The following is a 25,148-nucleotide window of genomic DNA, read 5'->3' on the forward strand; positions in this document are numbered from 1 at the left end:
ACATGCCAAAATTTAACGCCTGAAAATCGGCCTCTGGAGGTCAGAAGAGCGGGGCATAAATCCACGGCGGGGCATTTTGCCCCAGGCTGGCCCTCTTCTGGAGTGTGCCGTGGCACCTGAAAAAATCAGCCGCGGGGAACTCCGGCCCTTGAACCCATGGCCGGGCAAACAAAGGGCAGTGTTGGTTTTTGGGCTTATGGGACTGGCAAGGGGAAAAAGCTGCAGGATATGACTTCAACAAACAATAATATAAGGCGGAAGGCGATGGCTTATGGCCCTGACCTCGGGGAACGCTCAGTCTTCCTTCAGTTTGCGATAGAGGGTTTTACGATCCACCCCCAGTAGCCGGGCAGCCAGCGTGCGATTACCGTCGAGCTGTTCCAGGACCTGATGAATATAGCGCCGTTCCATCTCTTCCAAAGGCAGGATATTTCCGGCTTCGACCAGACTAGGAGGCAACGGAGTGCTTCCGCCCGGATGACGGATCTGCTCGGGCAGATCTTCCACCGTGATCCGGTCATGCAGGGTCAAAGCCAGGGCGCGTTCAACAACATTTCGTAATTCGCGGATATTGCCGGGCCAATCATAGGCGAGCAGGCAGGCGGCGGCAGGTTGCGCCAACCCGGTAACGGATTTATTAAAGCGCTTGCCGAGATCCTGAATAAAGCTGTGCGCCAGCAGCAGGATATCGTTGCCGCGCTCACGCAGGGGGGGTAATTCGAGCTGAATGACATTGAGCCGGTAAAACAGATCGTTGCGGAAACTGCCCCGGGCCACGGCTTCGCTCAGGTCGCGATGGCTGGCCGCCAGCACGCGGACATCACAATCGATCTCGTTGCTGCCGCCCAGCGGCCGAACTTTATGATCTTCCAGCACCCGCAATAATTTGGGTTGGAGCGCCAGCGGCATCTCACCGATTTCATCCAACAGCAGGGTGCCGCCGGAGGCTTCCACGAACAGCCCCTTACGACCTTCCCGGGCATCGGTGAAAGCGCCGCGGACATGACCGAACAATTCGCTTTCGAGAAGGTTTTCCGGCAACGCGGCACAGTTGATCGCGACAAAGGGTCCGTCACTGCGGCGGCTCTGCCGATGTAACGCTCTCGCAACCAGTTCCTTGCCGGTGCCGCTTTCCCCGCTGATCAAGACCGAGGTATCAAGATCGGCAATACGGATAATCTGTTGCTTGATGGTATTCAGGGCCGGACTTTCCCCCAGCAGTTCGTCATCCGCCTGCTGCCGGCGCACCTGATCCTTGAGCAGCCGGACCCGTTCCTGCAGATAGCGATGTTGCAGGGCGCGCCCCAACGAAATGCTGAGCAGATCAAGATCGACCGGCTTGGTGACAAAATCGTAGGCTCCGGCGCGTAACGCAGCGGTGGCTGTCTCCAGACTGCCAAAAGCGGTCATGATGACTACCGGCAGATCGGGACGATTACTGTGCAGTTCGGCACAGAAGTCGATCCCGTTGACCCCTGGCATATTCAGGTCGGTCAGCACCACATCGATCTCCTGTTCGTGGACAAGAGCACGCGCCACGCCGACCTCCAACGCGGTCCAGACCTGATGACCACGCCGGCTGAGATCTTCTTCAAGCAGCTCGCAGAGTGCGCGGTCATCGTCTATGACAAGGATTTTTCCAGCCGGGCTATGATCTGTCATACCGCATCCGCTGCTGATAATCGGGGCAGATAAACCTTGAAGCAGCTGCCGCTTCCTGGCGTGCTGTCAACATCGATCCAGCCGCCGTGTTCTTCGACGATCCCGTAGGCAATGGAGAGGCCCAAACCGGTCCCCTGACCGATATCCTTGGTGGTAAAAAATGGATCGAAAATCTTCCGCAAGGTCTCCTCGTCGATACCGACCCCGTCGTCTCTGACCTCCAGACATGCCCAGTCCTGCCCCTTGGCACGCTGGTTTTCCGGGGGCTCAACGCCGAGGGCGACGAAACAGCTCAACAGGATATCGCCGCCATCGGGCATGGCCTGGATACCATTCAGCGCCAGATTGAGCAGCACCTGCTGCAATTGACCTGGATCGGCATGGACCTGGACCGGCTGGTCGGCTTCCACCACCCGCAGGGCAACTTTCTTCTTATGCGCAGTTGGCTCAAGCAAGGGTTTGATTGTCCCCAGCAGATTGTTAAGTTCGACGGTCTGTTTGCGCGATTCTCCGCGCCGGGCAAAACTGAGTAATTGGCGCATGATCACGGTCATGCGCTCCGCCTGTTCGCCAATGATCCGGGCCGAGCGGTCAATATCCTCGGCCTCCATACCCGAACTGCGGATCAGCTGGGCACGACCGGCGATAACATTGAGGGGTGTCCCCAGTTCATGAGCCATTCCCGCCGACAATTGACCGAGGGTCGCCAGTCGCTCCGTATGACGCAACTTTTCCAGGGCCTCGATCTTTTCCGCATTGGCCAACTGTTCTGCTTCGCGGGCCTCAGCCAGTTGTCCGCGCATCTTTTCGATGGTGCTGGACAGCTCAGAGAGTTCATCCCTCCCGGAGAGATTGACACTGGTGGTAAAATCGCCGGTGCCGATCCGTTCCGCCTGGGCCCGCAGCTTACGCATCGGCCGATCGATCCAGATACTCCCCAGCACCCCCATGAACAACAGTCCGGAAGCAATCGAAGCCCCAATGACCAACGCCGATCGACGCAAGCTCTCCTGCACATAGTCATGCATTTCGTCCATGGATTCGGACAGCTCGATAGCGCCGATGCGGCCTTCCTTGGTCACCACCGGCAGGTAAGTCAGCAGAAAGTCCCGCCCGTCCGGGGAGCCCGCGAGCAGCGCAACGGTCTTTTCGTCCAGTAGATCATCCAGCTGATCCGTCGGCACGCGCGGCTGATATTGCGGCGGCGGATTCCCTTGAATCCAGACCCAGCGCACCAACACCTGGGAATAAGCCTGGTTGGCCCGCTGCAAAAAATCGATCGCAGCCTCTTCCCCCTTCTGTTGCCAGAGTTCGGTCACATAGACCCGCAGCCCTTCGCCGATATGGCGCGCTTCGCGGCTGAGATTTTTTTTCAGCTGTTCACGCTCGCGCTGGATCGAGAAGTAACTGTAGGTGGAAAAAATCAGGGCCACGCCGAGCAGAACCGCGAATGTAATTTTGATGGTCAGGCGCATTAATTTTTCGTCATCGCTGAAGAATCAATCAACGTCCCATCTTGGCTGGCGAGCGCCGGCTTGTCAAGCAGCGCATAGCGCCCGATTGGCAATAGCCGCGGCCGTCGCACCAGCAGTGATTCTCCGTAGCGATGTTCCCGGGCGGGAAAAGAGAAAACGTTGCAGGACCGCCCCACCACTGTTCACCGGTACCGGGCAGTCAGTTCGGGTCGGGCCTGCAACCGCTCAGGCAGGGTCGTTCTCTGCAACATCCTCATCTTCATCATCTTCGGCGACGACCTTCTTTTTCCCGAACAGGCGGGCGACAATAATGCCGATTTCGTAAAGGACGATGAACGGAAGGGCAATAGAGGCTTGAGAAAAAACGTCTGGCGGGGTCAGTACCGCGCCGACAATAAATGCCACTAACAAGGCATACTTACGATTCTTGGCCAACCACTTATGATCGACGATCCCCATCCGGGCCAGGAAAAAAATCACAATCGGCAGTTCAAAGACCAATCCGAAAGCAATGAGCAGGCGCGTCGCCAGGGTCAGGTAAGCGCCCATGGACAACATCGCCTGAATCCCGCCGACACTGGTTCCATAAGTGACCAGGAAAGTGAAAATCATCGGGAAAACCAAAGTGAACCCGAAATAGGTCCCACAGCCGAAACAAAGCGAGCTGAACAGCACAAAGGGAATCACAAAACGCTTTTCATGGGCATACAGCCCCGGAGCGACAAAACTCCAGACTTGCCAGATGATAACGGGAAACGCAACCACCAGGCCGGCCAAGGCGGAGACCTTCAAAATCGTAAAGAAAGGCTCGGTGGCATTGATAAAAACCAGGGAACTGCCCTCCGGCAAAGCTCGCCGAACCGGTGCAGCAATCAGTTCAAAAAGCCTTTCCCCATAACTGTAGCAAGCCAGAAAAGCGACCAGCCAGGCCACGGCGGAGATCACCAGGCGTTTTCGTAATTCAACCAAATGGTCGGTCAGGGCCATTCCCTCAGACATGCGGCTTGTGCTCCTCGTCTGCCTCAACAGTCGCTGCCGGAGCAGCTTGTTCCCGGTCCGTGTCGACCACATCGCCGGTCGGGGCAGCGGGCTCCTGATCGATCACACCCAGCCGAGTTGATTCCGCAGCGGCAACATACTCCGTCTGCTCTTCCGGAGAGAGGGTGGTTTTCTGGTGGCGTTTCTCTTCGGCGTTCATTTCCGTTTCAAAGGTTGTTTTCAACTCATTGGTCGCTCTTTTAAATTCAGCAAAGCCACGCCCGAGTGAGCGCGCCAAATCCGGTAATTTTTTCGGACCGATGACAATCAACGCCAGCGCGGCAATGAGCATCATTTCCGTCATCCCGATTCCGAACATCTGGTTTTTCCTCTCGTTTTATTGCAACTGGGAATTGCTGTGATTGCAGCCCAAGTGCATGCAAAAGCTCATCGAACAAGCGCAACCCCACTTCGTTGGGCCGAGAATAGCCCCTAACCAAAGCCCTGTCAAGCGCCCAGAACAGGGGGCAAAAGATTGACATATCAGGGGGTTTGGTCTACCATCCGGGCTTCATTTCTTCCCTTTATTTGGAGACAAGGTGAGACCCTCGCTATGACCCAAAATGAATTGAAGCAGCAGATCAGACAGCTGGCCGAAGAACGTGACGCCCTGCTGATTGCGCATAACTATCAACGTGATGAAATACAGGAAATCGCCGACATTACCGGTGACTCCCTGGCCCTCTCAATGGCAGCAGCTAAAACCGACAAAACGGTTATTGTTTTTTGCGGGGTCCATTTCATGGCCGAAAGCGCTGCCATCCTGGCCCCGGGAAAAACCATTCTTTTGCCGCGCCCGGACGCCGGTTGTCCGATGGCCGACATGGTCACGGCTGAGGGGCTACACGAACTGAAACAACAGCACCCCGATGCGACCGTCGTCACCTATGTGAATTCGTCGGCCGCGGTCAAAGCGGAAAGTGATGTCTGCTGTACCAGCTCCAACGCCATCAGCGTTGCCAGGGCTCAGTCGGCCGCCAAGCTGCTGCTGGTTCCTGATCGTAACCTGGGGCGCTACATCGCTGCCCATGTGCCGGATAAGGAGTGCATTATCTGGGAAGGCTATTGCCCGACCCATGACCGGCTGAAGACCGAGGAGATCGTGCGGATCAAAGGCGAACACCCGGATGCCCTGTTCATGGCTCACCCGGAATGTCGGCCGGACATTCTGGAGTTGGCCGATCACATCTGCTCCACCAGCGGCATGTACGAATTCGCCCGGAACAATCCGGCCAAAAAGTTTATCGTCGGTACCGAAAACGGGATTCTCTGGCGCTTGAAGAAGGAAAATCCGGACAAGGAATTCATTCTACCGAGCCGGTCACTGATCTGCCCCAACATGAAGCTGACCTCTCTTGAAGATGTTCTGGAGTGTCTGCAGAAAATGGAACCGCGGATTACCGTATCTGAGCCGATCAGGGCCAAAGCGCAGGGCAGTCTGGACCGAATGCTGGCCGCTCCGCGTGATTAACTTTGCTTGACGCTGAAGCAACCAATTCCAAGGGCGTGCCAGGGGCACGCCCTTTAGTTTTTAAACATGGATCGATTCATGGACCCCGAAAATCAGTCGGATATTCGTCAAGCCACCGCCAACAGCCTGCTTGACGGTATCCGCCAGAACCCGCAAACCCTGGAAGTTCTTGGTTTACACGGTTCGGCCACAGCCTATTTGCTGGCCCGTCTGCTCCCGGAGGCCGACCGACCGCTGATCATCCTCTGCAGTGAGCAGGAACAGGCGCGGCAACTGGTTGACGAACTGCGCTTTTTTTCCTCCCGGCCGACCCAGATTGCCCTGCTGCCACACTGGGAGGTAAATCCCTACGACCCGCTGTCGCCCCACCCCGAACTGGAGGCCAACCGCATTGCGGCTTTGGCCGCCATCTCCACAAACCGGCTCAAAGCCCTGGTTGTCCCGGTCCGCTCCTTGCTGCAGAAAGTCATCCCCAGACAGATTCTGGACAGCATTTCCCTGCAGTTGCTCTGCGAAGAGGAGTATGAGCGGGAATCGCTGCTGGAGACCTTCCTGCAACTCGGCTATCAACCGGTCCCGCTGGTTGAGGAACGCGGTAGCTTTGCTGTCCGCGGCGACATTATCGATCTGTTTCCGCCGGATGCGGCGCAACCGGTGCGCCTTGATTTCTATGGCGACTTCATCGAACGGATGCGTCCGTTTGACCCGCTCACTCAGCGGACCGAAGCCGCACCCATCACCAGGCTGGAGTTGATCCCGGCCCGGGAAATGATCCTCCACGGTGCGTTCCTGGAGACTTTCGCCCAGAATCTCAAATTGCGCTGCGACGAACTGGCGATCCCGCGCAGCGAGCGGGAAGCGATCATGACCGAGCTGCGCGAAGGCATCCTGGCACCGGGGCGTTCGTTTCTCCTGCCGCTCAATTTTGCCGCGCTCGATTCCCTGGCCGATTACCTGCCCCAACAACGCGTTGTGCTCATCGATCCACCGGCGGTTGAACAGGCTATCGACCGGTTCCATCGAGAGATCCGTGATGGCGAGTCCCGGATGCGCGAGCAGGGGCTGATCCATGTCCGCCGTCAGGACCTTTACCTTGAACCGGATGAGGTCAAACCGTTCCTGCATAGCTACGGCCGCCTTGAATTTTCCCAGTTGCAGGTGCTGCAGCTCGAAGATGAAAGGCAGCGCTATCAGTTCAACTGTCATGGCAACGGCACCCTGCGGGCCAAGCCGCAGGGCGACAAGGACGGTCTGGAACCGCTCCTGGAGCTACTCCACCGAAATACACAGCAGGGCTTAAAAACACTGCTGGTCTGCTATCAGCGCAGCCAGGCCGAGCGACTGCGGCAGTTGCTTCTCGGCCACGACATTGAGCTGACCATCAACCTCAACCAGCGCCTGGCGGATATTGCCGCCGGGGAGATCGGGTTGACCGTGGGCCAGGTCAGCAGCGGCTTTTTGCTGGTCAATGACAAGCTCAACATCATCTGCGAAGAAGAGATCTTCGGCCGCCGCAGCCATCGCCGCCAGAAATCCGGTCAACAGCGCGCCCGACAGCTGATGGCCAGCCTGGCCGAGTTGAAGGAAGGCGATTTTATCGTCCATACCGATCACGGCATCGGCCGCTACCTGGGCCTGTCGCACTTGGTGACCGGCACCATCGAAGGCGATTTCCTGCACCTGCAGTATGCCGGCAATGACAAGCTTTACCTGCCGATTGACCGCATCGAAAAAATCCAAAAATATATCGGCGGCGAAGGCTACACCCCCAAACTTGACAAAATGGGCGGGCAGGGCTGGGAAAAAGCCCGCATCAAGGCCCGCGCCGCGGTGGAAGAACTGGCCCGCCAGCTGCTCGAACTCTATGCCAAACGGGAACTGCGCCAGGGGTTTGCATTTTCGCCGCCGGATCAGCTATTTCAGGAATTCGAGGCGACCTTTCCCCATGAGGAGACCGTCGACCAGTTGCAGGCCATCAATGATACCCTCAGCGACATGCAATCCGCCAAACCGATGGATCGGCTGATCTGCGGCGATGTCGGCTACGGGAAAACCGAAGTCGCCCTGCGCGCAGCGGTTAAGGCGGTGCTGGATAACAAGCAGGTTGCAGTCCTGGTCCCGACCACGATTCTGGCCCGCCAGCATTGGGAAAGTTTCCGCCAGCGGCTGGCTGACTTCCCGATCCGGGTCGAGATGGTTTCCCGGTTTCGCTCCAGCGCGGAAAATCGCAAGACTCTGGAGGCGGCAGCAGCCGGCCAGGTCGATATTTTGATCGGCACCCATCGCCTGCTGCAGCGGGATGTCCGCTTCAAGGACCTGGGCCTGCTGATTGTCGATGAAGAACAGCGCTTCGGCGTCAGCCACAAAGAAAAACTCAAACAGCTGCGCGCTGAAGTCGATATTCTGACCCTGACCGCAACACCGATCCCCCGCACCCTGCATATGAGCATGACCGGGCTGCGCGACCTGTCGGTCATTGAGACCGCACCCGTCGACCGGCTCGCCATCCGCACCTATGTCACCCGCTTCGATGACGAGTTGATCCGCCAGGCGATCCTCCGTGAGCTGAAACGCGGCGGGCAGGTCTATTTCGTCCACAATCGGGTCCAAACCATTGCCGCCATGGCCGATCAGTTACGCCAGCTGGTGCCGGAGGCCAAGGTCGCCGTCGGCCACGGCCAGATGGCAGAAAAAGAGCTGGAACAGGTCATGCTCGACTTCATCGAAGGACGCAGCAACCTGCTGGTCGCTTCGACCATTATCGAGAACGGCCTGGATATCCCCCGGGCCAATACCATTATTGTCAACCGGGCCGACTGCTTCGGGCTTTCCCAGCTCTATCAACTGCGTGGCCGGGTCGGCCGCAGCGACCGCCGGGCCTATGCCTATCTGCTGATCCCGGGAGAAGCGGCCCTGACCCGGGATGCGCGGGAGCGGCTGCGGGTTCTGCAGGAGCTGACCGAACTCGGTGCCGGCTTTCGGATCGCCAGTCACGACCTGGAACTACGCGGTGCCGGCGACCTGCTCGGTGGCAAGCAGTCCGGCCCCATCGCGGCTATCGGCTTCGAACTCTACACCGAGCTGCTGGAAGAGACCATCGCCCGACTGCGCGGGATTGCCCACCAGGATCGCATCGATCCGGAGATCAGACTCGGCCTGTCGGCCTTCCTGCCGGAAAAATACCTGCCCGATCCCAACCAGCGGCTGCAGTTTTACCAGCGCATGGCCGCGGCCGAAGATGACGAACAGCTGTTCGACCTCATTGAAGAGATGCGGGATCGCTATGGGGAGCTGCCGGCGGCAGGGGAAACCCTGGTCGCGGTCATGCAATTGCGAATCCGCCTGAAAAAGCTGTATATTGAGCTGCTCGAATACGATGGGAAAAGACTCAACCTGCAGTTCCATTCAGCCACAACCGTGTCCCCGGAGCTGATTCGTAAGCTGATCCTGGAACAACCGGCTAAATACCGCTTGGGCGCCGATTTTAAACTCAGCATTGAGCTTGGTCGGTTGAAAAGCCCGGAACTGCTGCTGGCCGTAAAAAAAGAATTGCAAGAATTTTTCTGACTGTGATAGCGTCGTTTTCTGTTTTTTTCTAAAGGCTTATCAGTTTGATGACTCTGCTCAAGTGTCTGTTCGGCATCCTGACCCTGATCCTGCTCGGCGGGCTGCCGGCCTGTGAAAAACCACAACCGCCATCGCCCCCCCTGATCGAGGTTGGAGCACGACAATTGAGTCTGGAGCAGTTTGAGCGTGAAATGGCCCTGGCTTATCCCGATATCTCGGGACTGCCACTCAAGGAACAGTTTCTTCTCAAAAAACAGCTGGTCCATCAGTTGATCGATCGAGAACTGATTTTGGGTGAAGCCGCCCGCCTTGATGTCAAAATATCCCCTGACGAAATGGACGCCGCCCTGAACGAAGTCCGCGGCAGCTACAGTCAGGATGAGTTCAATGAGCTCATCCGTCAGGAAGGAAAAACCCTCGACAGCTGGCTGGCCGCACTGAAATTGCGGCTGATCACCGCCAAAGTCAGTACGGCGATTCTGGCTGACCAGGTGAAGGTTGCGGACCAGGAGGCCGAGGCGTATTATCTGGCCCATAAGGAGGATTATCGACGTCCGGTCGAGATCCGCGCCCGGCAGATGCTGTTTAAAACCCGCGAGGATGCACTCGACGTTTTGAGCATGCTCGATGATGGCGGCGATTTTGCCAAACTGGCCGAACAGTATTCGCTGTCTCCGGACCATGAATCCGGGGGGGAACTCGGCTATTTCTCCCAAGGAACCCTGCCCAGGGAATTCGATCAGGTCCTGTTCCGCTTACCGGTCGGCCAGGTCAGCAAGCCAGTCGAAAGCCCTTACGGCATTCACCTGTTTCTGGTCGAAAGCCGGCGGGCCGCCGGGCTGCGCCCGTTTGCCGCGGTCAAGGACGAGATCACGGCCATGCTGGTCCGGCAAAAAGAAGAAGACGTGTTCCGCCAGTGGCTCGAAAAGCTGCGCTCGACCGTCCGGGTCAAAGTCAACTGGAACCTGCTCGACCCGCCCCAGACAGACAAGAATCTTTAACCTTAAAGGACTTATGAGATGAATAAACGCGTGCTTTTCATTTTGCTGATCTTCGGGCTCTGCGCTTTGCCGGTCTCCGCCAAGACCCTCACCAAAGTTGCCGCCGTGGTCAATGATGAAATCATCACCAGTTACCAACTGGATCAGGCCCTGAAAGAAGCACTGGCGAATATCCCTGACCAGAACCGGCTGACCTCCGCCCAATTTGATCAGCTCAAAGCAAAAACCCTGCATAAACTGATCGGGGATAAACTTGTCGACCAGCGCATCAAAGAACTCGACCTGCAGGTCTCCGAAGCAGAGCTGAGCGCTGCCATTGATGATGTCCGCCGCAAAAACAACCTCACCGAGGAGGCTCTACAGCAGGCGCTGGCCGCCCAGGGGATGACCATGGCCAGCTACCGACAAAAAATCACCAAGGAGCTGTTACGCTATAAATTGATGGGGCGTGAAGTCAACCACAAGGTTCTCGTCACCAGTGGCGAAGTGCGTGATTATTTTCGGGAACATATCGATGACTACCGGGTCCAGCCCAAAGTTCATGTCAAGGATATCGCCTACCCGATTCCGGCTGGCGCCAGTCAACAGGACCTTGAGAAATTGCAGAAGCAGGCAGAGTTGACCCGCCAGCTGCTGCTGGACGGGGAAGATTTTGACAAGGTCGTGGCCGGCCAGGCCGATATCGCCAGCGGTATGGACATGGGCGAAGTGGTGGAAAAAGATTTGGCCGAACCACTGCAGAAGATTCTTGCCGGTCTGACTGCGGGACAAATCAGCGAACCGGTCCAGCTTAACGGCAAACTGCACTTGTTTGTGATCGCTGACCGCAATCCCGGGGATAGCCATCTGTTTGACCGGGTCAAAGATAAAATCGAGGACACGCTCAGGCAACAGAAAGCCGAAGCGCGCTACCAGGAATGGGAACAGGAAATTTACGATAAAGCTCACATCGACATCCGCATTTGAACGGACACCACCCGGTTTTCGCCCCCGTCTGCCCAGGCTGGCGGACGGGGGTCCTTTTCCCGCTGGAGCTTGTCTCCGGATTGCCGCTTCCGTTATAGTGGTCTATTGCCGATTTTTATCCTGAAGCGGAAGAAAACATGCAACCATTGCTCCTGACCATGGGTGACCCGACCGGGGTCGGCCCCGAACTGATCATAAAAACACTCCTCGCCGGACATTTTGCCGATCTGCAGCACCCGGTCTGCGCGGTCGGCGATATCGCTGTTCTTAACAAGGCCGCCGCTGTTTTCGGCCTGCAGCCCGTCATCCGGCAGCTTGCCGAGGACCTGTTCCAGCTCGACCTGGGTAGCCAGAGACTGCAGGTGCGGAGCGTTTCACAGCTCAGCCCGCGGGAACTGATTTACGGCCACCCGAACCTGGCCTGTGGCAAAGCCATGGCGGATTATGTCGAACGGGCCATCGCTGGCTGCCTGAACAACGAGGCTGCCGGGATCGTGACCTGCCCGATCAATAAAGCCGCCATCAATGCCAGCGGCTGTCATTTTCCCGGCCATACCGAACTGTTGGCCGAACGTTGCGGTGTCGACAAGGTGGTCATGATGCTGGCCGGACCGCAACTGAAGGTCTGCCTGGTCACCACGCACCTCGCTTACGCCGATGTTCCGGCGGCCCTGAGCCAGGCCGAAATCCTGCAGACCATCCGCATTACCGCGACCAGTCTGGAGAAACAATTCGCCGTCGCCAAACCGCGCCTGGCCGTTTTGGCCCTCAATCCCCATGCCGGAGAGGGTGGGCTGTTCGGCGGCGAAGAAACCCGACTGATCGCTCCAGCCATTGCCGCGGCACAAGCCGAAGGAATTATTGCCGACGGCCCGCACAGTGCCGATACCCTGTTCCACTTTGCCGCCCGCGGCAGCCATGATGCGGTCATCTGCATGTATCACGATCAGGGGCTCATCCCCCTGAAACTGCTTCACTTCGATGACGCCGTCAACGTCACGCTGGGCCTGCCCATTGTCAGGACCAGCGTGGACCACGGCACGGCCTACAACCTGGCCGGGCAGGGCAAGGCCAGTATCGCCAGCCTGGTTGCCGCATTAAAGATGGCGGACCATATGGCCCTTAATCGCTGAACACTATGACTCTTTCTCTTCCTCTGAACCCTGGTTTGCTATGATCGACAAAATCCAAATCCGCGGTGCCCGCGAGCACAATCTGAAGAATATCGATATTGACATTCCCCGCGATCAGCTGGTCGTCATTACCGGCGTTTCCGGCTCGGGGAAAAGTACCCTGGCGTTTGATACCATTTATGCCGAGGGACAGCGCCGCTATGTCGAAAGCCTGTCCGCCTACGCGCGCCAATTTCTTGAGCAAATGGAGAAGCCGGATGTCGATCAGATCGACGGACTGTCCCCGGCCATTTCCATTGAGCAGAAAACCACCTCCAAGAACCCCCGCTCCACGGTCGGCACGGTCACCGAAATCTACGATTACTTGCGCCTGCTCTACGCCCGCGTCGGTGAGATTCTGTGCCATCGCTGCGGTCAAAAAATCAAGCCCCAGACCGTTGAACAGATGGTTGACCAGATTCTGCAGCTGCCGGACAAGACCCGACTCATGGTCATGGCGCCCATCGTCCGTGAACGCAAGGGGGAATACCGCAAGGAGCTCGCCCAGCTGCAGGCGGACGGCTTTGTCCGCATCCGCATCGACGGCGTCATGCACGAGCTCGGCGATAAAATCGAGCTGGACAAGCAGAAGAAACACAGCCTTGAAGTCGTTGTCGACCGGTTGGTGATGAAAGCGGATATCCAAACCCGCCTGGCCGATTCCATTGAAACCGCCTTGCGGCTGGCCGACGGTCTGGTTCGGATCGAGATTCCGGACGGGGAGAGCCGCTTGTTTTCCGCCAAGCACGCCTGTATCGAATGTGGCCTGTCTTACCCGGAGATCACCCCGCGGATGTTTTCCTTCAACAATCCCCATGGTGCCTGCCCTGACTGCAGCGGCCTGGGGACGCGAATGTTTTTCGATCGCGAACAGGTCGTCCCCAATCCGGAGCTTTCTCTGCGCGAAGGCGCGGTCATCCCCTGGGATACCCGCACCGGTTATTATTATCAGGCCCTGCTCGAAGCATTGGCCAGTCATTATCAGTTCGATATCCGCACCCCCTTCGGCAAAATTCCGGAACCGATTCAGCAGATCATCCTCTACGGCTCCGGGGAAGAGAACGTGCGCTTCTTCTACGACCAGGGTGACCGCCGCCATTTTTATGAAAAACCCTTTGAAGGGGTCATTCCCAACCTGGAGCGGCGCTATCATGAAACGGATTCGGACAGCGTCCGCGAGAATCTTGAACGCTTTATGAGCGTGATTCCCTGCCAGACCTGTAATGGCGCCCGGCTGCGGCCGGAAGCCCTCCATGTCACCATTGGCGAGCAAAACATCCAGCAGGTGACCGCCCTGTCCATTGCTGAAGCGGAAACTTTTTTCAAAGGCCTGGAACTGCCCCCGAAGGCCATGGAGATCGCCCGGCGGATTCTCAAGGAAATCCGCGAACGGCTCTCCTTTCTGTCCCATGTCGGCCTGGACTATCTGACCCTGGACCGCAGTGCCGGCACCTTGAGCGGTGGTGAAGGACAGCGGATCAGGTTGGCCACCCAGATCGGCTCTTCATTGACCGGGGTGCTCTATATCCTGGACGAACCGTCTATCGGCCTGCATCAGCGTGACAATCAGCGCCTGCTGATGACCCTGAAACGGCTGCGCGATCTAGGTAATACCGTGCTGGTGGTTGAACATGACGAGGAGACCATCGGTGCGGCCGACCATGTTATCGACATGGGCCCCGCCGCTGGGGTCCACGGCGGCGAAGTGGTCGCCCAGGGCACCCCGGAAGAAGTGATGGCCGTGCCCGGTTCGCTGACCGGGGAATACCTTTCCGGGCAGCGACAGATCCCGGTGCCCGAGTTACGCCGCGGCACCGACCGCTGGCTGGAGGTTATCGGCGCCCGAGCCAATAACCTGCGCGATATCGATGTTAAAATTCCCCTCGGCGTGCTGACCTGCTTTACCGGGGTTTCCGGCTCGGGCAAATCGTCCCTGGTGATCGAAACCCTGTACAAGGCCCTTGCCCAGCGCCTGCACCGCGCCCGCGACAAGTCCGGTCCGGTCAAGGATATCCGCGGGCTCGAGCAGCTCGACAAGGTCATTGATATCGACCAGTCCCCCATCGGCCGAACTCCCCGCTCCAATCCGGCCACCTATACCGGGGTATTCACCGACATCCGTGAACTGTTCGCGCAGCTGCCCGAGGCAAAAATCCGCGGCTACAAACCGGGCCGCTTCTCCTTTAATGTCAAAGGCGGCCGCTGCGAAGCCTGCAGCGGCGACGGGATCATTAAGATCGAAATGCACTTCCTGCCCGATGTTTATGTCCAATGTGAAGTCTGCAAAGGCGCCCGCTACAACCGGGAAACCCTGGAGGTCAAGTACAAAGGCAAAAGCATTGCCGAAGTGCTCGACATGACGGTCAATCAGGCCAGCCACTTCCTGGAGAACATCCCGAAAATCAGCAATAAGCTGGAGACCATCCGTGACGTCGGCCTCGGCTACATCAAGTTGGGCCAAAGTGCCACCACCCTCTCCGGCGGCGAGGCCCAGCGGGTTAAGCTGGCGCGGGAGCTGGGCAAACGCGCAACCGGCAAGACCATCTACATCCTTGACGAGCCGACTACGGGACTGCATTTCGCGGATATCCACAAACTGCTGGAGGTTTTGAACCGGCTGGTTGAAACCGGCAATACCGTGGTGGTCATCGAACACAATCTCGACGTCATCAAGACCGCCGACTATGTCATCGACCTGGGTCCGGAGGGCGGCCGCAACGGTGGCCTGATTGTGGCCAGCGGAACCCCCGAGGAGGTCGCCGCCTGTGCCGAATCCCATACCGGACAGTTCTTGAGCCCTTATCTGAGCAGCGAAGTCGGACAATACGCAAAATCTGCACAGGCTGACAAATAATGTCGCTGAATTAGAAATTTAACCCTTGCCGCCAACGCGTCGATAAGATGCGGGCAGTTCATGAAGGAAAGTTATCTGCGCTGAATCAAATCATTTATAATTTTTTTTCCTGCTCCGGCCAGATAATCGCGGAGACCGGCGATTAAGGGCACAGGCATTGCAGATTAACAATGACCAAGAAGTTAAACTCAACAGTTTCCAGTACAGTTTTTTAGAAGTTGCGTAGCTGGAGCAGCAAATGAAAAGTTATAAAATGATAAGTAAATGTGTCGCCATGATCCTGTTGTTGGTCTTTCTGAGCGCATGCGCTTCGCAACAGGCCCTGATTCAGTCCGAACCACCCGGAGCGATTGTCATGATCAACGGCCAGGCCGTCGGCCAGACCCCGCTCTACTATGACTATAAATTAAGCAGTGGGAAGCAACACCAGGTCTCGATTTCTCACCAGGGCTATGAGGAAATCGATCTGACCATTACGGCGGATAAGACCGATACCGGGGCGCTGAAGCGCTGGCTCATGGCCGGCGTGGTCTGGAGCCCGCTGTGGCTGGGAACCCTGTTCACCAAAAAGCTCAAAGAAAGCTACCTGTTCGTCATGAAGCGTGAAACGCCGCAGTTGACCGCTAAACTGGAGCAGTAAGCAGCAAACATCTGGAGTTACCAAACAAAAAAGCTGTCCCGCCCGGGCAGCTTTTTTGTTTGGTGAAATACCGACTGCTCCCGCTCAGGCCTCTTCATCTTTTCACCCCCGCACAACCTTTGCATTATCAGCCTGCCGGCAAAGTTGACAGGCTGATAATGTCCTCGTTCCCGGTTGGCTCTTGGCAATCCGATTTTTGTCGACTATGATAGAAACCTGTATCGAACCGACATCGACCAGAATCGATTCATGGAGTCAACGATGGCTATCAAAAAATGTCCACAGTGTGGAGAACCCCTCAAAGGTGAGTACTGGTGCAACAGCTGCAAAACAGTCCTTAAATGCCCGTTGCCCGGTTGCGAAGCGACGGTCAAGCCTGGTGCCACTGAATGTCCGCGCTGCGGCCTTTTTTTCGAAGATTATCTGAAAAGCAGAAAGATGTACCGTCGCTGTCCGAAATGTAAGAAAAAGCAGGGTCTCTCCGAACAACAGTGCCGCTTTTGCCGCCACTGGTTCAATTGTCCGACCTGCGGTGAAAAAGTCTCCACCAATACCGTCCTAACCTGCCCCCGTTGCGGAACCTCCTTACGCTGATCCTTCATCTCCGGCTGCGCCTCTGACCGCCCAGCCGGAGATCAGTAAAAACACCTACTTTTTCAACAGCTTGATAGACAGAAAGAGACAAACCTGATAATCTTTCTGGACCTTTCATGTTGCTTCGCCGGTCACTGAATCCGTTTATTCAGACCGGCCGCAACGGGAATCCGATCCCGCCGGAGCAGGTTTATTGAGCCTGCTCCTTTGCCCATGGACTCAAGCGGCTGTATTTTCACAACCGGATCGGTTTCGGGAATGATTTTTCCATTGCAATGAGTGGCTCAATGATGAGCCCTTGAGACTGTTCACAACAGTCCGCCAATGCACCGGGAGGCCCATGCTGCCGTTACTGCTGACCATCCTCTGGATGATCTCTCTGCTCGCGGCCGGACACGCGTTACTGAGCAAACGCGATCCGCGTGCAGCTCTCGGCTGGATCATTACCTGCCTGGCGTTACCTGGTGTCGGCGCTCTGCTTTATTTGTTGCTAGGCGTCAATCGCATCCGCACCCGAGCTCGCGAATTGCAGGAACAAGGGCAGGGGATGCATTGGCTGCATGTCAATCAACCGCCCCACCCGGCCGATCTCAAACAGTTCCCAACCAGCAGCACCAGCCAGGCCCTGATCACCCTGTCCGATTCCGTCACCCGCCGGCCGTTGCTGTACGGCAATAAAGTTACCGTTCTGCACAATGGCGAACAGGCCTATCCGGCCATGCTGGCAGCCATCAACGCCGCCAAAGATTCGGTCTTCCTCTCCAGCTACATCATCAAACCCGACGCTGTCGGCCTGCAATTCGCAACCGCCCTGACCGCAGCTGCTGAACGCGGCCTTGATGTCCGCGTGCTCATCGATGCCTACGGAGAACTCTATTCCTTCGGCAAAATTCGCCGCCATTTTAAAAACACTAAAGTACAGACCGCGGTTTTTCTGCCGCTGACCCTGCCGCAAAGTCTGTACTTCAATTTAAGAAACCATCGGAAGCTGCTGGTTGTCGATCATACCGTAAGCTTTACCGGGGGGATGAACATCCGCCAAAAGCACCTGGCCAATAACTCGGATCCGCGGCGGGTCATCGACATTCATTTCCAGCTGGAAGGACCGGTCTGCGCCCAATTGCGCGATGCGTTCATGGAAGACTGGCACTTTGCCACCGGCTCCAAACGGAAACCGCGCGATTGGCCGTCATCGCCAGTGGTCGGATCGGCCTGCTGCCGCGGCATCAGCGCCGGCCCCAATGAACAGCACGAAAAACTGAACTGGCTGTTGATCGGCGCTATGTCCTGCGCCAAAAGTCATATCCGCATCATGACCCCCTACTTCATCCCCAATCGTGCCCAGTTGGCCGCCATCAATGCAGCCTCCCTGCGCGGCGTGCGGGTCGACATCCTGTTGCCGGAAAAAAATAACCTGCCTTATGTGGCCTGGGCTTCCAGTGCCTATCTGTTCGAACTGCTGGAATTGAATACCCACATCTTCTTTCAGCCGCCGCCTTTCGTGCACAGCAAACTGCTGCTGGTCGACGATGAATATGCCCTGGTCGGCTCCGCCAACCTGGATCCGCGCAGTTTGCGGCTTAACTTTGAATTCAATGTTGAAATATTCGATCATCCGACGGTTGCTGAGCTAATCGGCCATTTTGACCGGGCTCGCAGCAATTCCCGCGAAATTTCCCTGGAAGAAGTGGACCAGCGCTCCCTGCCGTTGCGGTTGCGCGATTCGTTCTGCAAACTCTTTTCACCTTATCTGTAATTACCAGCAGTTGGCCCGGCCTGGTCATCTGCCGGATTTGTTCAGGTGGTGGTTTTAAAGGAAGTCCGCCACGGTCGAAAGGCGCAAGAAAAGGAGCAAAAAAGCTTCAGGAATCCAGAGATCCCTGAAGCTTTTTTGGGGTGATTATTTTTTCTCGGATTGTTCCGTTGAGCCTGTTTTTTTGCTCCCGTCACGCGGAAGCTGACAACTGTCCGCCATTCATGTCTGTATCCCCAGCCGCGGGAGAATCCAGCGGTTCAATACATACCAGGCGACGATGATTCCGATGAGATATAGCCAGTCCATAACGAGCTCCATTGATATGTTTGCGCCATCTTAGCGCAGCCACCGGCATTCAATCAAGATATATATATTTAAATATTAAGGCGAACTTCAATCAGCAACCCACCACCGGGCCGGTTGCTGGCAGCAATCGAACCACGATGCAGATGCACCGCGCGTTGGGCAATGGCCAGGCCGATGCCGGTGCCCCCGCTTTTACGGTCGCGATCGTCAGCAACCCGGTAGAAGGGAGCAAATATTTTGGTCAGGCTTTCTTCCGGAACTCCCGGGCCACGGTCGGCGACCTGCACAATCAGCTCATGCTGGTGAACTCGCAACGTCACCTGAACTTCGCTGCCGTCGGCGGTATATTTCACGGCATTGCGAATCATATTTTCAAACGCCTGGGCGAGCAGCTCTTCTGAACCGGTCAGCTGGCACTGCTCGGGACCATTGAACAGCACATGACAATTGCGGCTGGCCGCTTCGAAGTCAGCATCCTTGACCAACCGCGCGAGAAGATCGGCAAGATCGAACGGCTCCATGGGCACGACACTGCGGTGGCTTTCCAGACGCGTCAGACTGAGCAACTGACCGATCATATCGTTCATCCGCTCCGACTCCAGCTCAATGCGATCCAGGGCTTTCCGGCGCGGCTCTCCATGTTCATGCTGCCTGGCCAGTTCCAGCGCGATACCGAGCCGGGCCAGCGGCGAGCGCAGTTCATGGGAAATATCGCGAAGCAGGCGCTGCTGGGAGCCGACCAACACCTCTATTTTCTCCGCCATCTCGTCAAAATCACGCGCCAGTCCGGCCAATTCATTGCCGCCGGCGATTTTACTGCCGATCCGGGTCGACAGGTCCCCGGCTGCGAAGCGCCGGGTTGCCGAGCGCAGTTGTCCAATGGGGGAAGTCAGGGAGCGGGCAAGCACATAACAAACCAGTGCTGTTACCGCCAATAATAAAAGTAATTGCCAGCCCAGAAAGCCATGCGTTACCCCGCGCACCAGGTCCCTCGGCCGCGGCCGCTCCGGCAGGCTGACAGACACCACATAAGTCGCTCCCGAGGGCGCAACCACGGTTCCGGCCAAACCGTTGTGCGCGCCCATCATCGGCAAAACGATTTCCCCGCTGCGCATGGCCCGCTGCGCCATCCGCAGCATCCGCCGCGGCACCATCCGTTTGGTCAGGGCGCGGCCAGTCTGATCAAACAGGACCAGCCTGATCCCTGAACTGTCCGCCAGCCGATCGACATATTGATCGAGCTGGTCAACCCCGGACTGTTCGTAAACCTTGATGGCGTCCAGGCCGTAATCGGTAATCGCGCGCCGGGCAAACCCCTGATGAGCCAAGGGCGGAAACTCCTGGTCGCGCAAAAAGGTCAAGACCACAACCACCCCGGAGACCAGCACGATGATCAGCAGAAAATAAAGGAAAATCTTCCAGAACAGGCTGCGCATCAGGCGTCATTCTCCGGCCGACAATAGATATAACCGATTCCCCGCACCGTGCGGATGCGCTCACTACCGCCGCTGGAATGACCCAGCTTTTTGCGCAAGGCGCTGACATGCACATCAATGCTGCGATCATAAGCGGAGAGGCGGCGTCCCAGGACCTTCTGCACCAGATCCTCCCTGCTGATCACGTCCCCGGCATTGGCCAGCAGTTCCTCCAGCAGATTGAACTCGACCGAGGTCAATTCGATGTTTTCCCCGCCTCGTTTCACCGTTCTACTGGTCGCATTGAACACCACATCCCCGACCTTCAGCTCGGTTGTTTTCCTGGCTCCGGCCGGCTCCAATTGCTCAGTGCGGCGTTGAATGGCACGGATGCGTGCAACCAGTTCGCGTGGATTAAAAGGTTTCGGTAAATAGTCGTCGGCCCCGAGTTCAAGGCCGACGATACGATCGATATCATCGCCGCGGGCGGTTAACATAATCACCGGAATCCTGCTCTGCTCACGAATCTTTCGGAGTACGTCGAAGCCATTCAGGCCCGGTAACATCACATCGAGGACAACCAGCTCATGACTTTCATCAAGAGCTTCCGCGGCACCTGTCACCCCATGATTGACAGTAGACACGGAAAACCCTTCGCCCTGCAAATAATCGGTCAGCAGTTCGCACAATTCCAGGTCATCATCAATCACCAGTATATCTTTCATAGGATCTCCTTTTGGTCTTCCGATCAATATACTGAAAACGCGACAGCGCTGATGTAAAAATTTGTTAAGTGCCTCTGTTTTCATGATTTTTCTAACTTAACATATCTTTACAGCTCTTAACCCACACTTCAGATAGGTTGAGTTAAAGTTGCACCATCAGCAATTCGGAAATCACTCCAACATCCAACATAAGGAGACCACACAATGAAGAAACAGTTGATGATACCAACCCTGTTGATGGCTTTGCTTTTCACCGCCGGGTCAGCTTTTGCCTGGGGCGGCGGGTACGGCCGCAATTGCTCCGGCCCGGGGGCAAGAGGGGCTGGCATGGGTGCTCCGATGACCTACGAGCAACACCAGCAGCGGGCCAGCCAACGCCTTGAGCGCATGGCAGTCGTGCTGGACCTGACTGCCGACCAGAAACAACAGCTTGCCGATCTTTTCGACCAGCAGTGGAAAGCCCACCAGGCGCTCCGTGACAAGATGCTGGCCGGCCGCGCTGAAATGAACAGCTATCGGTCCGCAGACACATTCAATGAGGCCGAATTCCGGGCTATCGCGCAGAAGCAAGCTGATTTAAGAACCGAAATGATGGTTCAACGGGCCAAAATGCAGCAGGCCGTCTCTTCAATTCTGACTCCGGAGCAGCGGGTAAAGGCTGACCAGCTCAAGGAAATGGGCTGGGGATTCTTCGGCAGGCAGGGCGGCCGGTCTTGTGACGGCCCGGGCCGGTCCGGCGGAGCTATGATGCGTCCCTGTGGTCCCGGCTGCAGAAGCTGAATGAGCGGCTCCCAGTTCTAAAACAACCAACCCGTCCAAATTCAAATCGGACCTGGGCAGCAAAGCTGAGCACGGAGGCCACTGTGGCCTCCGTGTTGTTTGTCCCTCATCGAAAACCAGCCCTTCCGGTGGCACCGGCGACCAAGAGGTTGCCAAGAACAGCACCGGGGCTGATGTTCAATTTTGAAAAAAAACGCACATCTCGCTACTCTCCCAACAGAATCGAAAACACAATTTCCAGTCTCTCAGGAAAAATATACAAACCTTCCGCTGTGGTCATAATCTTCTTGGGTTGCCGACCTAAAACAGTATTCGCAAACAACTCTAGGAAACGCTGTTGCCGGGTTGGATTGACATTCCAGAACTTTTTCACTTGCAAACATTTTAACAGCGTATTATGATCGTTTTCGAACATTAATTTATTCCCAGCGCGTCCGCTTTGCGCTCCTCTAAAGCCTAAAAAAGTGAGGTGCTTATGTCGAGACAAGAAGCCCTTGAGCAACTTCGGGACGGAACAACCTTTGACCTGCTGATCGTCGGTGGCGGCGCAACCGGCTGCGGTATTGCCGTTGACGCAGCCAGCAGGGGACTAAAAGTCGCCCTGCTGGAAAGAAACGACTTCGCCGAAGGAACCAGTTGCCGCAGCACCAAACTCGTTCATGGCGGGGTCCGCTATCTCGAAAAAGCAGTCAAGCACTTGGACAAAGAGCAGTATGACCTGGTCAAGGAAGGCCTGCACGAGCGCGGCATTCTGCTGAAAAATGCCCCGCACCTGGCCCATCCGCTCCCCTTTGTCACCCCTCTCTACAGATGGATCGATGTTCCGCAGGTTCTTGCCGGACTGAAGCTGTACGATTTCCTTGCCGGCAAATTAAGCCTCGGTAAAAGCTCCTACCTGAGTCGCCGGGAAACCCTGAAGCGCTTCCCGGGCATTAAGGCAGAAGGACTCAAGGCGGGCATCCTTTATTATGACGGGCAATTCAACGATGCCCGGATGGCCATAGCCCTGGTCAAGACAGCTGTTGCCGCAGGTGCCGTTGTCACCAATCACCTGGAAGTCACGGCCTTGCAAAAAGTGGCGGGAAAGGTCACCGGCGTCAGCGTCAAAGACAAGCTGACTGAAGATGAATGGACCATTTCGGCCAAAGGTGTCATCAACGCAACCGGCCCGTTCGGCGACCTGCTCCGCACAATGGACGATCCCCAGGCAGAACCGATCATGTCGGCCAGTTCAGGCATCCACCTGGTTCTGGACAAAAAATTTGCGCCACCGGAAACCGGACTGATGATCCCCAAGACGGAGGACGGTCGGGTCCTCTTTGTTCTGCCCTGGCAGGGGCATGCCCTGATCGGCACCACCGACGACCCGGCCCCAATCGTCGAGCACCCTCCGACCACAGAGAAAGAGATCGATTACCTGTTGCGCCACGTCAGCAAGTATTTCGCGCTTAAGGTTTCCAGGTCAGACGTCAAAGCAGCCTGGTCCGGCCTGCGCCCGCTGGTCTCCGACCCCAAGGCCGCCGATACCTCGAACCTGGTCCGCGACCATGTTATTTCCTTAAGCGATACCGGGCTGCTGACCATTGTCGGCGGCAAATGGACCAGCTATCGCCGCATGGCGGAAGATACCATCAATCAGGCGATCAAGGCCTTTGCCCTTAACAACGCCGGACCCTGTCGGACCACGCAATATCCTGTGGTCGGCGGCGCCGGCTTCAAGGCCAACGGCGATCAACAGCTGGCAGCCCAATACGGCCTGGATCCGGCGGTGGCTAAAAACATGCACCACTTTTACGGCGACCAGGCCGACCAGGTTGCCGCACTGGCAACCAGCGGCTACGCCGCCAGGCTGCATGCCGACCATCCCTATATCGAGGCGGAGGTCGTCTATGCTGCGCAGCATGAATTTGCCCTGCATGCAATCGATGTCCTGGTTCGCCGCCTGCCGTTGGCATTGATTGATAAAGCGGCCTCGGAACAGGTTGCCCCCCGGGTCATCGAACTGATGGCCGAAACCCTGGGCTGGGACAGCGCCCGCCAGGAGGCCGAACAACGCCTGGTCAATGAACGGCTGAATATCGCTATTTAAAAAATTGTCATCCGGGAACTCTGGCAATAATTAAGTTTTCCGTTGTGGCAAGAAAATCAAGAACTTGCGCGGAGGCGTGTCCCGATACGCCGCACAAGGAAGTCCGTAGATTGACGCCGCTACAACGGAAAAGAGCCGTTTCCGGATGAAAACTAAATAGCTTCATGGCAGAGGACATTCATGTTTCGACGTACCAAAATTGTTGCTACCGTCGGCCCGGCCAGCTCTTCGTCCGCGCAACTGCTAAAACTTGTTCAAACCGGAGTCAACGTTTTCCGGCTGAACTTTTCTCACGGTGATCATGCTGACAAGCAGGTCCTGATCGGACGAATCCGCGAGGTGGCGGCGCAGCTGCAGCAACCCGTTGCCATTCTCGCCGACTTGCAGGGACCGAAAATCCGCACCGGTTGCATGAAAGACGGCGCACTCGAACTGGTGGCCGGCCAGGAGGTCACCCTGACCACCCGATCCATTGAAGGGGAGGGCCAGCTGATCCCGACCAGCTACCCTGAGCTGCCGAAGTGCGTTGCTCCCGGGGAAAGAATCCTCCTTGATGATGGCCTCATGGAGCTGGAGGTTCTGCACTGCAGCGCCACCGATATCCGCTGCCGGGTCAAATTCGGCGGCACGCTCAAGGATCGCAAAGGAATTAACCTGCCGGGAGCAGCCGTGGCCGCCCCCTGCCTGACCGAAAAAGATCTCCACGATCTCAGCTTCTGCATCAGCCACGAGGTGGATTATATCGCCCTGTCTTTTGTTCGCCGGGCCAGCGACGTCACTGAAATTAAAGACATTCTCAACCAAGCCAAAGCCGATATCCCGGTGATCGCCAAAATCGAAAAGCCTCAAGCGGTGGAAAACTTTGACGCCATCCTGGCCGTGACCGACGGGGTCATGGTGGCCCGCGGCGATCTCGGGGTCGAAATGAACCCTGAACAGGTTCCGCTCATCCAGAAGCAGATTATCCGCAAGTGCAACCTGGTCGGAAAACCGGTGATCACCGCAACCCAGATGTTGGAAAGCATGATCAGCAACCCGCGCCCCACCCGGGCTGAGGTCTCCGATGTCGCCAACGCAATCCTGGACGGTAGCGATGCCATCATGCTCTCGGCGGAAACTGCTGCCGGCCAATACCCCGTAGCGGCAGTCGCTTTAATGGACCGGATCGCGCGCGATGTGGAAACCGATTCCGTCCTCAAAAACAACAGCTTTAATCCACCGGATCAGCCCCGGAACGATAAACTTCTCAGTGAAGGCATCGGTCAGGCCGCCTGCCGCCTGGCTGAAAACATCAACGCCAAAGCGATCCTGGCCTTTACGCAATCCGGCAGTACCGCTGCGCTGGTTTCCAAATACCGTCCGGCCTTGCCGATCTACGCCGTCACCCCATCTTCCCGGGTCCAACGCCGCTTATCATTGTACGCCGCCGTACATTCCTTGCTGGTCCATCACGAAGGTAACACCGAAGCCCAGATTCGTGCGGTCAGCGACGTTGCCATCAAGGCCGGAGTTTTGCAACCCGGCGATCTCACGGTGGTCACCATGGGCAGCCCGTCCGCGGGGTCCTGCCCGACCAACCTGATGAAAGTTCATCGCCTTGAGGCAAGCACCTGAACGTCCAAACGACACCAGACAGC

18 protein-coding genes are annotated in these 25,148 nt (G+C 56.9%); 12 read left to right on the forward strand and 6 right to left on the reverse strand.

Going from position 1 to position 25,148, the window contains the following annotated elements; all coding sequences use genetic code 11:
- Positions 1-294: 294 nt before the first annotated feature.
- The 4 genes from N909_RS0108815 to tatB all read right to left on the reverse strand — a co-directional run bounded on the left by N909_RS0108815 (position 295) and on the right by tatB (position 4,494).
- Complete coding sequence (locus tag N909_RS0108815; RefSeq protein WP_029914173.1) at positions 295-1,662, reverse strand: sigma-54-dependent transcriptional regulator; 1,368 nt, start codon at positions 1,660-1,662, stop codon at positions 295-297.
- A complete protein-coding gene (locus tag N909_RS0108820; protein ID WP_029914175.1) occupies positions 1,659-3,137 on the reverse strand; it encodes a sensor histidine kinase in 1,479 nt (492 codons plus the stop codon). Before N909_RS0108820 ends, N909_RS0108815 begins: the two co-directional genes overlap by 4 nt.
- A 225-nt stretch (positions 3,138-3,362) precedes the next feature.
- Positions 3,363-4,136 carry a twin-arginine translocase subunit TatC gene (gene tatC, locus N909_RS0108830; protein ID WP_029914177.1) on the reverse strand — a complete coding sequence of 258 codons (774 nt, stop codon included), beginning with the start codon at positions 4,134-4,136 and terminating at the stop codon, positions 3,363-3,365.
- A complete protein-coding gene (tatB, locus tag N909_RS24540; RefSeq protein WP_051689626.1) occupies positions 4,129-4,494 on the reverse strand; it encodes a Sec-independent protein translocase protein TatB in 366 nt (121 codons plus the stop codon). The genes tatC and tatB overlap by 8 nt, the downstream gene beginning before the upstream one ends.
- 234 nt (positions 4,495-4,728) lie before the next feature.
- On the opposite strand from tatB, the gene nadA reads away from it, so the two are divergent.
- The 9 genes from nadA (at position 4,729) to cls (ending at position 18,196) form a co-directional block, all read left to right on the forward strand.
- The gene (gene nadA, locus N909_RS0108840) at positions 4,729-5,646 is read left to right on the forward strand and encodes a quinolinate synthase NadA (RefSeq protein ID WP_029914181.1); all 918 of its coding nucleotides are present in this window, start codon (positions 4,729-4,731) and stop codon (positions 5,644-5,646) included.
- A 78-nt stretch (positions 5,647-5,724) separates the two neighbouring features.
- Entirely contained in the window at positions 5,725-9,213 is a 3,489-nt protein-coding gene (gene mfd / locus N909_RS0108845) for a transcription-repair coupling factor (protein ID WP_051689627.1), read from the forward strand.
- A gap of 47 nt (positions 9,214-9,260) precedes the next feature.
- Positions 9,261-10,214: a peptidyl-prolyl cis-trans isomerase gene (locus N909_RS0108850; RefSeq protein ID WP_029914185.1), complete on the forward strand. Its 954-nt coding sequence runs from the start codon at positions 9,261-9,263 to the stop codon at positions 10,212-10,214.
- A gap of 18 nt (positions 10,215-10,232) precedes the next feature.
- Positions 10,233-11,180 (forward strand): SurA N-terminal domain-containing protein, encoded by a 948-nt coding sequence (locus tag N909_RS0108855; RefSeq protein ID WP_029914187.1) that lies wholly within the window; start codon positions 10,233-10,235, stop codon positions 11,178-11,180.
- 137 nt (positions 11,181-11,317) lie between these two features.
- Complete coding sequence (gene pdxA / locus N909_RS0108860) at positions 11,318-12,313, forward strand: 4-hydroxythreonine-4-phosphate dehydrogenase PdxA (RefSeq protein ID WP_029914189.1); 996 nt, start codon at positions 11,318-11,320, stop codon at positions 12,311-12,313.
- Between the two features lie 40 nt (positions 12,314-12,353).
- Positions 12,354-15,206, forward strand: a complete 2,853-nt coding sequence (gene uvrA / locus N909_RS0108865) for an excinuclease ABC subunit UvrA (RefSeq protein WP_051689628.1) — start codon at positions 12,354-12,356, stop codon at positions 15,204-15,206.
- Positions 15,207-15,444: 238 nt separating this feature from the next.
- Positions 15,445-15,846: a PEGA domain-containing protein gene (locus tag N909_RS0108870; protein ID WP_029914193.1), complete on the forward strand. Its 402-nt coding sequence runs from the start codon at positions 15,445-15,447 to the stop codon at positions 15,844-15,846.
- A 261-nt stretch (positions 15,847-16,107) separates the two neighbouring features.
- Positions 16,108-16,440 (forward strand): hypothetical protein, encoded by a 333-nt coding sequence (locus N909_RS25245; protein ID WP_084167613.1) that lies wholly within the window; start codon positions 16,108-16,110, stop codon positions 16,438-16,440.
- Between the two features lie 340 nt (positions 16,441-16,780).
- A complete protein-coding gene (cls, locus tag N909_RS0108880) occupies positions 16,781-18,196 on the forward strand; it encodes a cardiolipin synthase (RefSeq protein ID WP_029914196.1) in 1,416 nt (471 codons plus the stop codon).
- Positions 18,197-18,570: 374 nt separating this feature from the next.
- Here the strand turns inward: cls and N909_RS0108890 are convergent, their stop codons facing one another.
- Together N909_RS0108890 and N909_RS0108895 are read right to left on the reverse strand one after the other, a co-directional pair.
- Positions 18,571-19,938, reverse strand: a complete 1,368-nt coding sequence (locus N909_RS0108890) for an ATP-binding protein (RefSeq protein ID WP_051689629.1) — start codon at positions 19,936-19,938, stop codon at positions 18,571-18,573.
- Positions 19,938-20,642 (reverse strand): response regulator transcription factor, encoded by a 705-nt coding sequence (locus N909_RS0108895; RefSeq protein ID WP_029914200.1) that lies wholly within the window; start codon positions 20,640-20,642, stop codon positions 19,938-19,940. Before N909_RS0108895 ends, N909_RS0108890 begins: the two co-directional genes overlap by 1 nt.
- Before the next feature lie 204 nt (positions 20,643-20,846).
- On the opposite strand from N909_RS0108895, the gene N909_RS24545 reads away from it, so the two are divergent.
- From N909_RS24545 to pyk, 3 genes are all read left to right on the forward strand, one after another.
- Positions 20,847-21,422 (forward strand): Spy/CpxP family protein refolding chaperone, encoded by a 576-nt coding sequence (locus N909_RS24545; RefSeq protein ID WP_051689630.1) that lies wholly within the window; start codon positions 20,847-20,849, stop codon positions 21,420-21,422.
- Between the two features lie 475 nt (positions 21,423-21,897).
- Positions 21,898-23,511, forward strand: a complete 1,614-nt coding sequence (locus tag N909_RS0108910; protein ID WP_029914205.1) for a glycerol-3-phosphate dehydrogenase/oxidase — start codon at positions 21,898-21,900, stop codon at positions 23,509-23,511.
- Between the two features lie 180 nt (positions 23,512-23,691).
- On the forward strand, positions 23,692-25,125 hold the full coding sequence (pyk, locus tag N909_RS0108915; protein ID WP_029914207.1) for a pyruvate kinase: 1,434 nt from the start codon (positions 23,692-23,694) through the stop codon (positions 25,123-25,125).
- Positions 25,126-25,148: the final 23 nt, after the last annotated feature.

The sequence above is a fragment of the Pelobacter seleniigenes DSM 18267 genome, assembly GCF_000711225.1.
Lineage (GTDB): Bacteria > Desulfobacterota > Desulfuromonadia > Desulfuromonadales > Geopsychrobacteraceae > Seleniibacterium > Seleniibacterium seleniigenes.